We start from the raw sequence: 13,520 nt of genomic DNA, 5'->3' as shown, positions 1-13,520 counted from the left end.
TTAGTCCTCAATACCGCGCTGGGCAGGAATACCGGCCTGAAAGGCGTGCTTGATGAGCTTCATTTCGGTGACGGTGTCAGCCAGCTCAATGATTTCTGGCGGGCAGCGGCGGCCCGTGAGTACAACATGGACGTGTTGGGGGCGTTGGCGCAGGGTGTCGAGCACGCCTTCCAGTGGCAGCCAGCCGTAGATCAGTGGATAGGTGATTTCATCGAGTACCACCATGAAATAGTCACCTGAAAGGATGGCAACGCGGGCTTTTTCCCAGCCATCGCGGGCCAGTTGGGCCGAATGCTCTAAGTCTTGGCTTTTCCAGCTAAAACCGTCGCCCAGCCCCTCAATGGGCAAACCGATTTGTTCAAACATGCGGTGCTCGCCAAAACGGGCGCTGGGCACCTTCATAAACTGAAAAATTTTGACGGCCTTGCCCCGGCCATGTGCGCGCAGCGCAAGGCCAAAGGCTGCCGTGCTTTTACCCTTGCCATCGCCGGTGTGGACGATGGTCAGGCCCCGGCGCTCGCCGGTGGGTTTGTGGTAGCCTTTTTCGGTAGGAGGAGCTTCAATTTGCATGGCGATGATGGCACGGGGCCGTCTTATAGGCGTGAACTGAAATGAACATCAGGATGCTGCTATTTTACCAAGCTGACTCGAGGGCAAGTAAGAAGATGGTTTTCAAGGCCCCCTACCGTCAGGGTTAATTCAAGCAATTGCAAATGAAATCAATCATCGTTTTTTTGTGGTTTTTTGTGGTTTTTTTCATAGAATCCACACTTACCACGCCAGTATATGGCAACAACCCTGCGTTATCAACAATTGATTTTACCCCAGAAGAGCGCTCCTACATCGAGAAAACCAGCAGCATCAAAATGTGTATTGACCCAGATTGGACTCCTTTTGAAATCATTAACAACAAAGGTGAGCACGAAGGCATTGCTGCAGATTTGATACAACTGGTGGCCCAACGGGTGGGTTTAAAAATAGAACTCTACCCCGTCAAGACTTGGGAAGAAAGTTTATCTGCATCCAAAAGCAAGCAGTGCCAAATCATGAGTTTTTTGAATCAAACTCCAGCACGCGATCAATGGCTTATTTTTACCGACCCTGTGTTTTTTGATCCCAATATCATCATTACACGCGAAGAACACTCATTCATAGGAGACCTCAAAGGTCTTAAAAATGAAAGCGTTGCTCTACCACGCGGAACCATGGTTGAAGAACGTATCCGCAGGGATTACCCAAACTTGAAGGTCATTTTAACAAAATCTGAGTCTGAGGCGATTGCTCTTGTTTCTGAGAAAAAAGCCAGTCTGACCATCCGTTCTTTGATTATTGCAGCCTACTCCATTAAAAAAGAGGGGCTTTTTAATCTGAAAATTTCTGGGCAAATTCCAGAATATACCAATCAGTTGCGCATAGGCATCCTCAAAGAGGAAACGATATTGCGGAATATTCTTGACAAAGGGGTAAAGACAATTACACCGCAAGAGCGCGAAGCAATTTCCAACAAAAATGTTTCCATCAACATTCAACAAGGAATTAATTACTCATTGGCACTCAAAGCCTTGATGGGCGGCTCTCTATTGTTGGGTCTTGTATTTTATTGGAATCGAAAATTAAGCACATTAAATAAAAAATTAGAACTACTCTCTATAACAGACAGGCTCACGGGCCTTTTTAATAGAATAAAAATAGACTCCACCTTTCAAGAGCAAATAGCACACTCACAGCGATCCAGGAAATTTTTTAGCGTCATATTGTTAGATATAGATCACTTCAAAAGCGTCAATGACACTTACGGCCATCAAACTGGCGATATAGTTCTTACTGAAGTTGCCCATATTTTGCAAAACAACACACGCAAGACAGATATTGTAGGGCGCTGGGGAGGCGAAGAGTTCATCATTATTTGCCCCAACACCAACTCCAAACAAGCTATATCTTTGGCTGAAAGTTTACGCAGACTTTTACAAGCACACGAATTTCCAATCACAAAATCACAAACCGCAAGTTTTGGCGTTGCCACCTACCAGAAGGAAGATCAATCGAAGGACATTGTGGGTCGTGCTGATACCGCACTTTATTTGGCAAAAAACAAAGGACGTAACTGCGTTGAATTTCAATGACTATACGGCATAAAAATATCGCACTACTATCCACACTGCTCATAGGATTAACCATTGATGCCCATGCTGACACTAATATCATTAGAAATGATAACATCTCTACTGCACTAGAATCTAGCCATATCTTTGGTTATACCAAAGCAATGTATGTGGGTGACGACAAAAAAGGAGGCCGCTTAAACCAAAGCACCTTAGGATTTGGTGGAAAAATAGGCATCGAAACCGGGAGTTACTATGGCCTGAGCTTCAAGGGAGCTTGGTACACCACCCAAGATTTTGGACGCAATAGCACGAATCCAAAGAAAATCGATGCCTATATGTTCAATTTGAATAAAAAGCCTTATTCTGTTATTGGCGAATCTCAAATTCAGTTGAATTTCGGAAAAAACACAGCGATACTGGGACGCCAAGAAATATCTTCTCCTCTCATCGACAGTTACGAATACCGTATCATTCCAAATTTATTTCAAGGATTGACTTTAACAAACAAGGATTTTGACAACACTACCCTAACGACAGCATATATCAGCAAAATGTCCGGCTTGGATGGATTGGTCTCATTTTCTGACTTTCGCAGCATGTCACAACAGGCTTACACCTCGTTGATGCTAACACCCAGCGGAGCGGTCGATGCAAAAAATGGCGAGACCGCTGATTTATCAAAAATTGCCGGGAACCACGGGGTGATCCTCGCTGGATTTTCGTACAAAAAAGAACATGCTCTTCAATTTTGGAATTATTACGGCATCAATACGCTCAATACATTCTATTTTGACGGAAAATTCAAATACAAAATCAACCAGAATTTATTGGCAGGATTTGATTTTCAAGCCTACCACGTATCTGCCGTAGGCAAAACAAAGCGGTACTTGGCACAGCATAACCTAAATGCTGATTATTGGCTTTCTGGCGTCAAAACCATACTCAACCATTCACCCAGCGGGTGGGGCGCTGCATTTGCTTACAATCAATTTACTGGCAACCAGCACACCGTCACGACCAATGGAAACTGGGGCGGATATCCTGAATTTGTTGGCATGCCCTATGTGTATCCAGAAAATCAAGGCATCTCAGGAATCGCCCGCAGCCATTTAACAAAATTTACAATATCCCTTGATCTTGGCCCTTACGGATTTAAAGATAAAAATTTTATTTTTGGTCATACGCGCATCAATCTGGACGAGTCTATTCTTGCTGGCAGCGACATAACTATCAATAGCTTGATATACAAAGCAAAATTTACCCCACAGCTGTCCACACGAATGGCTATAGAAGCCAGAAATTCAGGCAATGCACGGTATAACAATAAGTTCATTGCCATGTCTTTGCGTTACGATTTTTAGCCGCACTTTGAGGCTGCTTCAGAGCCCTTCAAAACGCTGGGCACCAAGCACGGCAACGCCAACCACATACCAGCTGCTTGTTGAATCTGGATGCGCTGGTCAAAGACCTGCTCTAAAGCACGGTGGGTGGTGCTGTCACTGGCGCTGCCGTGGTGGTGCAGGCGACCATCGGCCACAATGGCAATGTTGTCCGCTTGCAGCGCCAACGAGACCTCGTGCAACACACTGACCACGGTATGGCCTTGGGCCACCAGTGCGCGCACCAGCAACAGCCAATCGGCTTGGTGTGGCGGATCAAGGTTGGCTAGTGGCTCATCCATCAGCAGCACCGGGGCCTGCACCGCCAAAGCGCGAGCCAGCAGCACCCGTTGGCGCTCGCCGCCGGAGAGTTGGCCTAAGGCGCGCCAACGCCAGTCCCACGCTTGGGTGGCGCGCAGGGCTTGCTCGACAGCGGCATGGTCAACAGCACTGGGGGCGGCCAGCCATGCTTGGTGTGGCAAGCGGCCCAGCATCGCCACGTCATAAACGCTCAGGTCGTCTGCTGCCGCTTCGTTCTGGCCTAGCCAAGACAAGGTGCGGGCGCGCTCGCGCCGGGGCCAGTCGTGCAGTGGGCGGCCCAGCAGTTGCACTTGGCCGGTGCAGGGCAGCAGCCCGGCCAAAGCCCGCAACAGGGTAGATTTGCCAGCGCCGTTGGGGCCGACAATGCTCGTCCAGCGCCCGGCGGCCAAAGACAGACTCAGCCCATGCAAGATGGCACGCTGGCCTATCTGCACGCCCACAGCTTGGGCTTGCAAAGCGGCGGGAGGGAGTGCGCTCATGCCAGCCCCCCAGTGCGCCGGTGCATCAGCCACAGCAAATAAACCCCGCCCAATACCGCCGTGAGTACGCCCACCGGCAGCTCTTGCGGGGCCATCAGCCCCCGCGCCAGCAAATCAGCACCGGCCAACAACACCGCACCCATCGCACTGGCCAGCACCATTAACCGGCTGTGCGGCACTGGGGCCACGGCCCGCACCAAATGCGGTGCCGCCAGCCCGACAAAGGCAATCAATCCGGTTTGGGCGACGGCGGTGCCAGTCGCCAGCGCCAGCACACCAACCAAGGCGGCCCGCAGTGGTGCCAGCGGCAAGCCCAAGCTGTGGGCGGTAGATTCGCCCAAGGCCAGACCATCCAGCACCCGCGACAAGGCCCAAGCCGCCAACAGACACAGCAACCAAGTGCCCGCCATGAGCAGGCAAGCCGTCCAGCCGACAAAGCCAGTAGAACCCAACAGAAAGGCTTGCATGGCCTGCATCGAATCGGGCGAGAGCAGCAAAATCAGCGAGGTCAAAGCCCCCAACACGACACCGACAATCACCCCAGCCAACAACAGGCGCAAGGTATGTTGCACCCCGCGTGCCAATACCAATGTGAGCACCACCGCCAGCACAGCCCCCGCAAAGGCGGCCCCGGTCAAGCCCAAACGCACCAGCCAGTGCCCCGAAAACACCGACACGGTATAGCTGCCCATGCCGTTATCGCCCCCAGCCAAACCGATGCCTGAGCCCATCAAGGCCAGCGCCAAAGCCACCCCCAGCGACGCCCCGGAGGCGCTGCCCAGTAGGTAAGGATCAGCCAACGGGTTACGAAACAAGCCCTGCGCTACGGCACCGGCCAAGCCCAGCAATGCCCCAGCACACCACGCCCCAAGGGTGCGCGGCAGGCGGATATCCCAGATGATCTGCCAAGCCATCGCCCGGCTGGCAGCCTCGGATTCATCACCCCAGAGCGCGGGCCAGAGATTTTCTAACCCGGTACTGCCCACGGCAGTACCCAAGGGCAACAACAACAGGCTAGAACAGAGCAGCACCAGCGCCAGCCAGCGCCCACGCGCGGGAGGCGCGCTCATCGGGCGGCGGCCTTGTCCGTCAGGCAGCGGGCCATCAGACGAGCGCCTTCGGCCATGCGTGGGCCGGGGCGAATCAGCATATCAAACTCAGGCGGCGTAAAAACGCACAGGCGTTGCTGTTGCAGCGCCTGCATCGCTTGCCAGCCGGGGCGCTGCGCCAGCCCCTCGACGCTGCGTGCGCCCACCATGATCAGGTCGGGATTGGCACGCACCACATATTCTGGGTTGAGCTTGGGAAATGGCCCCAGCGCGGCAGGCAAGATATTGCGTGCGCCCAAACGGGTCAGGGTTTCGCCAATAAAGGATTGCATACCGGCGCCATACGGCCCCCGGTTCACTTCAAAATAAACCCGTGTATTGCGGGCCGCAGCGGGCACCGATTGCGCCGCTGCCTGCACCCCAGCATCAATCACGCGCCACACGCGCTGGGCATCGGGCACGGCCAGCACTTGGCCGATTTTGCCCAGCACACGCTGCACATCGGCATGGCTTTTAGGCTCTAGTGCCAGCACTGGCACACCCAGCGACTCTAGCCGTGCCGCACCCCGCGAAGAAGTCGCCATCAGCACCACATCCGGGCGCAGCGCCACAATGGCCTCGATGTTGGGGTCGAGGCCGCCGCCCAGTTTGGGCAGCTTTTGCACGCTGGCGGGCCAGTCGGAATAGCGATCTACGCCCACCAGCCGGTGGCATTGTTCTAAGGCGCAAACGGTTTCGGTCAGTGAGGGCAGCAAACTGACAATGCGCTGCGCTGGCCGCGCCAACGTCATGGCATGGCCCCGGTCATCGGTGAGTTGGATGGTTTGGGCTTGCACTGTGAGCGTGGCTGCGCCCCAAGCCAGCGCAGCGCACAGCCGGGTCAGACTGCGTTGGAGCCGTGGCATGGCATCTCCTTTAAAGTCAGTGGCAAGCCTGCGGCCATCAGCGTGACGCGCTGGCACGCTTGGGCCACTTGCTGGTTGAGCAGGCCCAGCGCATCCACAAAAGCCCGTACCTCGCGGCCCAGCGGAATCACACCCAAACCGATTTCATTGCCCACCAACACCACCGGGCCGGGGGCTTGGGTTAGTGCCGTGCAAAAAGCCGTGGCCTGTTCTTGCCAAGTCCCCAACGGGGCAGCCTCTGGGGCTGTATCGGCAGGCATCAGCCAGTGGGTGAGCCACAAGGTCAGGCAATCGACCACGATCAGCGTATCGGGGCGGCTGTGTGCTTGCAGAGCTTGCGCCAAGTAGCGCGGCTCTTCCAGTGTGCTCATGCCCGGCACGCGCACCGCCCGGTCTTGCTGGTGGCGCTGGATGCGCTCTTGCATCTCGCCATCCCACGCTTGGGCGGTAGCCAGCATCAGGGCACGGTGCTGGGGCGATTGCGCCAGCCAGTCACGGGCCAATAGCTCGGCTCGGCGCGATTTGCCGCTTTTTTGCCCCCCCAAAATCAGCTCAGTGCGGGCGATGGACAAGCTCATGCGCCCACCCCGCCCAGCCAACCGGCCACCGTGCGCGGGCTGGAGGCAAACCACGCATGAAAATAACTGGCGTGCAGGCTGCCGTGCTGGTACAGGGCTTCGCCCTTGCCTTCCTCTACGGCTTGGCCGGGGCGGCTGCTGCGCGTGAGCACTGGTACCGGGCTGTCTAGCCGCGAATAGTGGAAGGTGTGCCCACGCAGCACCCTGGTGTCGGTGGCCAGTTGCTGCATTCCCAACCCCGCCAGACGCTTTTGCAATACCGCCTTACCGGGCAGCAAGCCCCACAGGGGCGCAAATTGCCCATCGTGGCCGGTAATGCCTTCACACAGGGCCACCATGCCACCGCATTCAGCCCAAATGGGCTTGCCTGCGGCCCAGTGCGCGCGCAAGCCTTCTTGTATGGCTTGATTGGCCATCAAGGCTGGGGCGTGCAGTTCGGGGTAGCCACCGGGCAGCCACACCGCATCGCAGGGTGGCAAACTATCCCCCGCCAAGGGCGAGAAAAACACCAGTTGCGCCCCCATCGCCTGCAAACAGTCCAGATTGGCCGGATAGATAAAGCTGAATGCCGCATCCCGCGCCACGGCCACCGTGCGGCCTTGCAACCAAGGTTGGATGGCTTCTTGCGCTGGCTTGGCCGCTGGCGCTGCAAAATCTACCGCCCATTCTTGCCATTGCTCCCAACTGCGCTGGCCCAGCGGCGTCTGCGCCAGTGCATCGGCCACCGCATCCAGCCGTTGCAGGGCATCGCCCAGTTCATGGGCAGCCACCAAGCCCAGATGACGTTCGGGCAACAGCGAAGTTTCTCCGGCAGGGATGACTTTTTGCAAAGCCCCTTGCCACAGTGCAGGGTCGCGCAGCCCCGCTTGCAGCAAATCGGCATGGTGTTCGGTAGCAACCCGGTTCGCCAGCACCCCTGCCCAACGCAAGCCCGGCTGGTAATGCACCAAGCCATAGACCAGCGCGCCAAAGGTGGTGGACATGGCCCCGGCATCCAGCACTGCCAGCACCGGAATATCCAGCCGCTGCGCCAGTTCCGCCGCGCTGGGGCTGCCATCAAACAGGCCCATCACGCCTTCAATCAGGATCAGATCAGCCTCTTGGGCGGCAGCGTAGAGCCGGGCTGCCACATCTTCGGGGCCAGTCATCCAACCATCGAGCGAATGCACCGGGGCACCACTAGCCAGCTCATGCCAGTGCGGATCGAGAAAATCTGGCCCACACTTGAACACGCGCACTGTGCGCCCTTGGCGGCTGTGCAAGCGCGCCAAGGCGGCAGTGAGGGTGGTTTTGCCCTGCCCCGAAGCCGGGGCAGCAATCAGCAGTGCAGGACAACGGGCGCTCATTGGGGTGTCCATTTCAGGCCCACATACAGGGCGCGCCCGGCAGTGGCATAGGTGCGGGCCAACTGGTAGTCTTTGTCGGCCAGATTGTCAATGCGCGCCAGCAGCGTGAAGTCACGGGCCATGCGCGTGCTAGCATACAAATTCCACAGCGCGTAGCCGCCCAGCCGGGTAGTGTTGGCAACAGTGTCAAAACGCTGGCCGGAGGCTTGCATTTCTGCGCCCCAATTCCAGCCTGCCAACACCGTTTCTGCCCCGAGTGTGGCATGGCGTTTGGCTCGGCGGGCCAGTTGTTTGCCAGTGTCCAAATCGCGCGGGTTTTGCCAATCCATTGCACCGCGCCATTGCACCCCCGCCATGCGGTAAGAGCCAGAGACAGTCACGCCTTCGTATTGCGCACGGGCCGTGTTGGCATAGCAGCCATAGTCAGAAACACAAGCGCCCACGCCAGCAAAAGAGATCAGGTTGCGCACCCGGTTGCGGTAGGCCACGATGGAGAAAGTGCTGCTCTTTTCAGCCCAGCGCAGACCGATTTCGGCATTGCGGCTTTTTTCTGGTTGCAGCGTGGCAACACCATACTCACTAAAGCGATGGTAGAGCGTGGGTGCTCGAAACGCCGTGCCCACCGAGGCCGTGGCGCGCAGTGAAGGCGTGATGGCATAACCATAGGCCAAGCTGCCGGTGTTGTGGCCGCCAAATTCGCTGTCGTTGTCATGGCGGGCATTGATTTGCACCGTATGACCGCCCGCGCTGTAGCCATAGCCCAGCGCTAAGGCATCTTGCGAACGCTGGCTGTCCAGTGTCGCCCTCTTGGCATCGAAAGCCGGGTTGTAGAGCTGGTCTTCACGGCGCTCTAAGGCCGCGCTAAAGTGGTGCGCGCCCCATTGATAATCGTGCTGCCACAGGTAGCCGCGCAGCGTGGTTTCGGTCAGGTAAGGCGATGGCGTGGTTTCGTAATGGCTGGCGGCCTCGGTGATGGACAAGCGCGTGCGGTAGGCATCGTTCCACTGCGCTTGCCAAGTCAGGCCCGCTGTGCGCAGGCGGTGCAAACTGCGGTCATCAGCGGGGGCCTTGGCGTCGTAATTAAAATCGTCGTAACCGGAGTTCAGCCGCTGCGCCAGCAGCGTGGCATCCAAACGGTGTTGTGCATTAATACGCAAGCCCAAGCGAGCGTTGCCCGACGTGCTGCGGTAGCCATCGCGGTCAAGGTGGTGGCTGCCGCTGGTTTTGGTATCAAAGCCATCGCTGATGGTGCGGCTCAGGCCCAAAGCATAGTCAAACGCCCCCTCGGTGCCAGCGCTGCCACTGATGCCCGCCTCAATCTTGCGCATGCCTTGGCTGCCAACGCCCACACCCACCATCGGCTGGGCTGGGCCTTCGCCTTTGCGGGTAAACAGTTGGATAACCCCAGCAATGGCATCCGAGCCATACACCGCCGCAGCCGGGCCGCGTAGCACCTCAATGCGCTCGATTTGCGCCAGCGGAATTTGCTCCCATTGCGCGCCGCCGGTCGATTGCGAATCCACACGGATGCCGTCGATATAGACTGCCGTAAAGCGCGATTCAGCACCGCGCACAAACACGCTGCTGGCATTGCCGGGGCCACCATTGCGCGAGATTTCTACGCCCGGCAGCCGGGCCAGCACATCGGGCAAGGCCGTGGCACCGCTGGCTTCTAGAGTTTCGCGATCCAAAATCGACACATCGGCCACCAAATCGGCCAAGGGTTGCGGCGTGCGCGTGGCCGTCACCACCACGTCGTCCAGCGAAGGGGCGCGCAGATTTTGCGCCAACAGCCAAGGCTGCTCTAGAGTGGAGGTTTCGGCTTGGGCCGACAGTGCGGACAACATCAAGCAGCAAGCTGCCACCACAGGACGCAAACCCAGCAAGGCACTAGGACGGGCTTGGAAAGAAACAGAATTCATGGGAAACAAAAAAGAGAGCAACCCGTGCCGGCCTCCCCGCCAGCGTTGGGTGATACAGCCGCACTCGCCTACAGGCTGTGCGCAACCACGGTGTTGGCCGGTATCCGGGCTGGCGAAACGCCCTCTAGCGCCTTCCCAGTGCTTGTTCAAGGCATCCAGTGGCTGGTGGCTAAAGAGAGAGTGAGTGGTATGCACACTCGTCCGCTGACCGTTGCGGGGGCAGCGCAGGCTCGGCAGCGACCCTGACGGCGGCTTTCCTCCCTGCTTCCCGTTGAACTGCGGCATGTGAACCACACCACGAGCACCAACGGCGGCGATTCTACGGCGCTTTGACCACAGGCAACCCTACAATTGCAGACATGGCCCCCTTGCAAACCCTCGATCTCATCACCGTGCGTGTGGAACATCTGCTCCAACGCTTGGCCCAGTCGCAGCAAACCCAGCAACAGCAGGCGCAGCAGTTGGCTGATTTGACCCGAGAGCGACAGACTCTGGAGCAAATCCGCGAGCAGCAAGCCGAACAAATAGCCCGGCAGTTGCAAGAACACGAGCTGCTAGTACAAGCACACACCGCCCTACAAGAAGAAGGGCTACGCCAAGAGGCCAAGGCCTTGCACCTAGAGCAAGAACGCGACGCCCTGCAAAAAGTGCATGCCGCCCAAACCGAGCAGCTCGTCACCCTCACGCGCCAGCATGAAGAGTTGCTGCGCAACAGTGCGCCACAAGCCGAAAAGCTGGCAGTCCTGTGCAAAGAACACGCCAGCTTGCAACAAGCCCATACCGCTTTGCAGCACACCAGCACCGAGCAAGCGGCGCAGGTAGCTACCCTGCGCCAAGAGTGCGAGGCCCTGCAACAGACGGCGCAAACGCAGCTAGAACAAATCACGGCCCTGACCCAAGAGCGCGACGCCTTGCAGCACACCAGCACCGAGCAAGCCGAGCGCGCTGCCACTCTCACCCACGAGCATGAGCAACTCAAGTCGCGCCTACAAACAGCCCGCTCCCGCATGGATGCCCTGATGGAAACCCTGCCCGCCAGTCCTGTCGAGAGAGAGGGTGGTGCATGATGATGAAAAAAATCGAGGTGCAGATCATGCAGCAAAACCTGCAATTGAGCTGCCCAGAAGGTGGTGAGGGCTATCTACGTGAAGCCGCCGCACGGGTAGACAAGGCCATGACGCAGATTCGCGATCATGGCAAAGTGCGCCTGCGCGAACAAATTGCCGTGCAAGCGGCCATCAATTTGGCCTTTGAAATGGTCAAAGCTACTGCCGCAGAAAAAGAAGCCCTGCTGCGGGCCGAATACGCCGAAGCCGTCACAGCCCAGGCCCAAGCCCACGCCGAAGAAGCCACCGCCTTGGCCCTCAGCGTCTCTGGGCCAGAACTACAAACCAAATGCCAAGCCCTGCTAGAGCGCCTCGACTCAGTGCTGGAAAAAGACGATCCGTCCCGAATTTGAGCTTATTTCTTGTGGGTGCTTGGCGCACCGTCCGGGCTACAATAGCACCGTCTGCCGTGCTGCTGGGCTTTATATTTCCTTGAACCAATGCTCATTGAGCCTGGGCTTGGTACATTGCCCGGTGAGCGTGATCATCTCGCGTCAGATGAACCCAACGCCTGGCTGCCCTCGCCCCCCTGAACCCCCGGTTCAGGATGCCGGTTCGGTGGCACTGGCAGACACCTTCTTCTCTTATGCTCGACCTCCTGCTCATCATTGAACTGGCCCTGCTGGGCTTGTGTGCTGGTTTTTTTGCTGGCCTGCTGGGCATTGGTGGTGGCATGATGCTGGTGCCTTTTCTCACCTATTTTCTAACCCAGCGGGGCGTCTCGCCTGATCTGGCCGTCAAAATGGCTATTGCCACGGCGATGGGCACTATTTTGTTCACCTCCATCTCCAGTGTGCGCGCCCACCACCGCCGTGGCGCGGTGCGCTGGGACTTGGTGCAGCGCCTAGCCCCCGGTATTGCCTTGGGCGGCATTGCTGCCAGTTTGGGCGTGTTTGCCTTGCTCAAAGGCTCTTATTTGGCCCTGTTTTTTGGCGTCTTTGTGGGCTTTTCGGCCCTGCAAATGTTCCGCGACCGCAAACCAGCTCCGACGCGACAAATGCCGGGCACTGCGGGGCAGTTGGCCGCAGGCAGTGGCATTGGTTTTTTGGCCGGATTGGTCGGGGCCGGTGGTGGTTTTATCAGCGTGCCCTTTATGACGTGGTGCAATGTGCCTATCCACAATGCGGTGGCTACCAGCGCTGCCTTGGGCTTTCCGATTGCGGTGTTTAACGTCGCCGGCTATGTACTGGGTGGCTCGTCAGTGTTGGGCCTGCCCGCCTATTCGCTGGGTTATCTCTGGTTGCCTGCCTTGGCAGTGATTGCCACTTGCAGCGTGCTCACGGCCCCACTGGGTGCCCGTGCCGCGCACAGCTTGCCCGTGCGCCAGCTACGGCGCGTATTTGCCAGCCTGTTGCTGGTGCTGGCCGCTTATATGTTCTGGAAAGGCTACAGCGCACTGTAAGCGCGCTGGTTTGGCAACACTACGCTGCTGGCAGCGCCAGCAAACGCGCGGCATTGCCATAGAGCAGTTGCTCGACCACGTCGTCGCGAAAGCCCAGAGCCAAAAAGTCTTCTATCGTTTGCCCAATAGGCCGAAACGGGTACGACGAGCCAAACAAGAACTGCTCACCCAAAAAGCTGTTGGCGGCCTCCACATAAGCCTGTGTTCCGGGTTGGAACAAGTACATATCGGGCACCAAAGAGATATTCTCATAGCGAAACGCCACGCCAATCGCTTGCTGCACATTGGGCCAATAGCCGTGGTAAGCCACCAAGCGCAAGCGCGGAAAAGCCTGCGCCACCTGTGCCAAGGGCGCTGGGTCGTTGTAGCGCAGATCAGGGGTGGTTGGGCCACTCATCAAAAAGATCGGAATGCCCAAGTCTTGGGCCAAATCGTAGATTGGAAAATACACCGGATCATCTGGATGGCGCGCTGGGACACCAAAGCCCGGCTCTAGGTCAATGCCAGCCAGCCCCAAGGTACGCACAGCACGTTCTACCTCGGCCAGTGCGGCCTCGGTGCCCTGCAAGGCCGGATCCACAGCACCAATACCAATCAGTTCGGGGTGCCCTTGCACAATCTGGTGGATGGTATCGTTGGGCAAGTGCTGGCCGGGGGTGTGGCGGCCCACCACCACGGCGTGGGACAAGCCCGCGTCGCGCACTTCGGCCAAAAACCCTTCCGGGGTACGCGAGCGGGCAAAGTGCAAATCATCACCACGGGCACCGACGCGCCGGTTCAGCCAGCGGGCAACGCCTTCGCCCGGAGAATCAGGCGTAGCGCCAAAAAAATCATGCAGATAGGCCGGGCGGCAACGCATGTCAATCACACGGTGGCCGCTGGCAGTGCGGGGGGCTTGCAAAGTAGTAGTCATAGGTAAGATTGTTGG

The 13,520-nt window shown here is 57.5% G+C and carries 13 protein-coding genes and 1 riboswitch; of the genes, 5 read left to right on the top strand and 8 right to left on the bottom strand.

Annotation, left to right across the window (positions count from 1 at the left end; genetic code table 11):
• Positions 1 to 570 (bottom strand): cob(I)yrinic acid a,c-diamide adenosyltransferase, encoded by a 570-nt coding sequence (gene cobO / locus BMX55_RS00140; RefSeq protein ID WP_091450947.1) that lies wholly within the window; start codon positions 568 to 570, stop codon positions 1 to 3.
• A gap of 143 nt (positions 571 to 713) precedes the next feature.
• On the opposite strand from cobO, the gene BMX55_RS00135 reads away from it, so the two are divergent.
• Both BMX55_RS00135 and BMX55_RS00130 read left to right on the top strand, forming a co-directional pair.
• Positions 714 to 2,123 carry a diguanylate cyclase gene (locus BMX55_RS00135; RefSeq protein WP_091450944.1) on the top strand — a complete coding sequence of 470 codons (1,410 nt, stop codon included), beginning with the start codon at positions 714 to 716 and terminating at the stop codon, positions 2,121 to 2,123.
• Complete coding sequence (locus BMX55_RS00130) at positions 2,120 to 3,466, top strand: OprD family outer membrane porin (RefSeq protein WP_091450940.1); 1,347 nt, start codon at positions 2,120 to 2,122, stop codon at positions 3,464 to 3,466. The genes BMX55_RS00135 and BMX55_RS00130 overlap by 4 nt, the downstream gene beginning before the upstream one ends.
• Here BMX55_RS00130 and BMX55_RS00125 read toward each other — a convergent pair.
• The 6 genes from BMX55_RS00125 to BMX55_RS00100 are packed head-to-tail and all read right to left on the bottom strand — an operon-like array spanning position 3,463 to position 10,084.
• On the bottom strand, positions 3,463 to 4,284 hold the full coding sequence (locus tag BMX55_RS00125; RefSeq protein ID WP_091450936.1) for an ABC transporter ATP-binding protein: 822 nt from the start codon (positions 4,282 to 4,284) through the stop codon (positions 3,463 to 3,465). The genes BMX55_RS00130 and BMX55_RS00125 overlap by 4 nt on opposite strands.
• Positions 4,281 to 5,354, bottom strand: a complete 1,074-nt coding sequence (locus BMX55_RS00120) for a FecCD family ABC transporter permease (protein WP_091450933.1) — start codon at positions 5,352 to 5,354, stop codon at positions 4,281 to 4,283. The genes BMX55_RS00125 and BMX55_RS00120 overlap by 4 nt, the downstream gene beginning before the upstream one ends.
• Positions 5,351 to 6,238: an ABC transporter substrate-binding protein gene (locus BMX55_RS00115; protein WP_091450931.1), complete on the bottom strand. Its 888-nt coding sequence runs from the start codon at positions 6,236 to 6,238 to the stop codon at positions 5,351 to 5,353. Before BMX55_RS00115 ends, BMX55_RS00120 begins: the two co-directional genes overlap by 4 nt.
• Complete coding sequence (locus BMX55_RS00110) at positions 6,214 to 6,816, bottom strand: bifunctional adenosylcobinamide kinase/adenosylcobinamide-phosphate guanylyltransferase (protein ID WP_091452985.1); 603 nt, start codon at positions 6,814 to 6,816, stop codon at positions 6,214 to 6,216. Before BMX55_RS00110 ends, BMX55_RS00115 begins: the two co-directional genes overlap by 25 nt.
• A complete protein-coding gene (locus BMX55_RS00105) occupies positions 6,813 to 8,162 on the bottom strand; it encodes a cobyrinic acid a,c-diamide synthase CobB (RefSeq protein WP_245751170.1) in 1,350 nt (449 codons plus the stop codon). Before BMX55_RS00105 ends, BMX55_RS00110 begins: the two co-directional genes overlap by 4 nt.
• Positions 8,159 to 10,084, bottom strand: a complete 1,926-nt coding sequence (locus tag BMX55_RS00100) for a TonB-dependent receptor domain-containing protein (protein ID WP_091450927.1) — start codon at positions 10,082 to 10,084, stop codon at positions 8,159 to 8,161. The genes BMX55_RS00105 and BMX55_RS00100 overlap by 4 nt, the downstream gene beginning before the upstream one ends.
• Positions 10,085 to 10,162: 78 nt before the next feature.
• A riboswitch (cobalamin riboswitch) is annotated at positions 10,163 to 10,408 on the bottom strand.
• Between the two features lie 35 nt (positions 10,409 to 10,443).
• Here BMX55_RS00100 and BMX55_RS00095 point away from each other — a divergent pair.
• The 3 genes from BMX55_RS00095 to BMX55_RS00085 all read left to right on the top strand — a co-directional run bounded on the left by BMX55_RS00095 (position 10,444) and on the right by BMX55_RS00085 (position 12,592).
• Positions 10,444 to 11,151: a hypothetical protein gene (locus BMX55_RS00095; protein WP_091450923.1), complete on the top strand. Its 708-nt coding sequence runs from the start codon at positions 10,444 to 10,446 to the stop codon at positions 11,149 to 11,151.
• Positions 11,148 to 11,543, top strand: a complete 396-nt coding sequence (locus BMX55_RS00090; protein WP_425432032.1) for a cell division protein ZapA — start codon at positions 11,148 to 11,150, stop codon at positions 11,541 to 11,543. The genes BMX55_RS00095 and BMX55_RS00090 overlap by 4 nt, the downstream gene beginning before the upstream one ends.
• 233 nt (positions 11,544 to 11,776) lie before the next feature.
• Positions 11,777 to 12,592 (top strand): sulfite exporter TauE/SafE family protein, encoded by an 816-nt coding sequence (locus tag BMX55_RS00085; RefSeq protein ID WP_091450917.1) that lies wholly within the window; start codon positions 11,777 to 11,779, stop codon positions 12,590 to 12,592.
• Between the two features lie 19 nt (positions 12,593 to 12,611).
• Here the strand turns inward: BMX55_RS00085 and BMX55_RS00080 are convergent, their stop codons facing one another.
• Entirely contained in the window at positions 12,612 to 13,505 is an 894-nt protein-coding gene (locus tag BMX55_RS00080) for an amidohydrolase family protein (RefSeq protein WP_091450914.1), read from the bottom strand.
• Between the last annotated feature and the right edge of the window lie 15 nt (positions 13,506 to 13,520).

Origin of the sequence: Giesbergeria anulus (assembly GCF_900111115.1) — a bacterium.
GTDB lineage: Bacteria > Pseudomonadota > Gammaproteobacteria > Burkholderiales > Burkholderiaceae_C > Simplicispira > Simplicispira anulus.
The sequence above is the reverse complement of the archived record's forward strand: the minus strand, read 5'-3'. Positions and strand labels throughout refer to the sequence as shown.

What these genes read in the sequence shown, in the direction of transcription:
- BMX55_RS00080 (WP_091450914.1), bottom strand. Translation starts at nt 13,505, where the DNA reads ATGACTACTACTTTGCAAGCCCCCCGCACTGCCAGCGGCCACCGTGTG.
- BMX55_RS00100 (WP_091450927.1), bottom strand. Translation starts at nt 10,084, where the DNA reads ATGAATTCTGTTTCTTTCCAAGCCCGTCCTAGTGCCTTGCTGGGTTTG.
- BMX55_RS00115 (WP_091450931.1), bottom strand. Translation starts at nt 6,238, where the DNA reads ATGCCACGGCTCCAACGCAGTCTGACCCGGCTGTGCGCTGCGCTGGCT.
- BMX55_RS00085 (WP_091450917.1), top strand. Translation starts at nt 11,777, where the DNA reads ATGCTCGACCTCCTGCTCATCATTGAACTGGCCCTGCTGGGCTTGTGT.
- BMX55_RS00120 (WP_091450933.1), bottom strand. Translation starts at nt 5,354, where the DNA reads ATGAGCGCGCCTCCCGCGCGTGGGCGCTGGCTGGCGCTGGTGCTGCTC.
- BMX55_RS00090 (WP_425432032.1), top strand. Translation starts at nt 11,148, where the DNA reads ATGATGATGAAAAAAATCGAGGTGCAGATCATGCAGCAAAACCTGCAA.
- BMX55_RS00125 (WP_091450936.1), bottom strand. Translation starts at nt 4,284, where the DNA reads ATGAGCGCACTCCCTCCCGCCGCTTTGCAAGCCCAAGCTGTGGGCGTG.
- BMX55_RS00095 (WP_091450923.1), top strand. Translation starts at nt 10,444, where the DNA reads ATGGCCCCCTTGCAAACCCTCGATCTCATCACCGTGCGTGTGGAACAT.
- BMX55_RS00130 (WP_091450940.1), top strand. Translation starts at nt 2,120, where the DNA reads ATGACTATACGGCATAAAAATATCGCACTACTATCCACACTGCTCATA.
- BMX55_RS00135 (WP_091450944.1), top strand. Translation starts at nt 714, where the DNA reads ATGAAATCAATCATCGTTTTTTTGTGGTTTTTTGTGGTTTTTTTCATA.
- BMX55_RS00105 (WP_245751170.1), bottom strand. Translation starts at nt 8,162, where the DNA reads ATGAGCGCCCGTTGTCCTGCACTGCTGATTGCTGCCCCGGCTTCGGGG.
- cobO (WP_091450947.1), bottom strand. Translation starts at nt 570, where the DNA reads ATGCAAATTGAAGCTCCTCCTACCGAAAAAGGCTACCACAAACCCACC.
- BMX55_RS00110 (WP_091452985.1), bottom strand. Translation starts at nt 6,816, where the DNA reads ATGAGCTTGTCCATCGCCCGCACTGAGCTGATTTTGGGGGGGCAAAAA.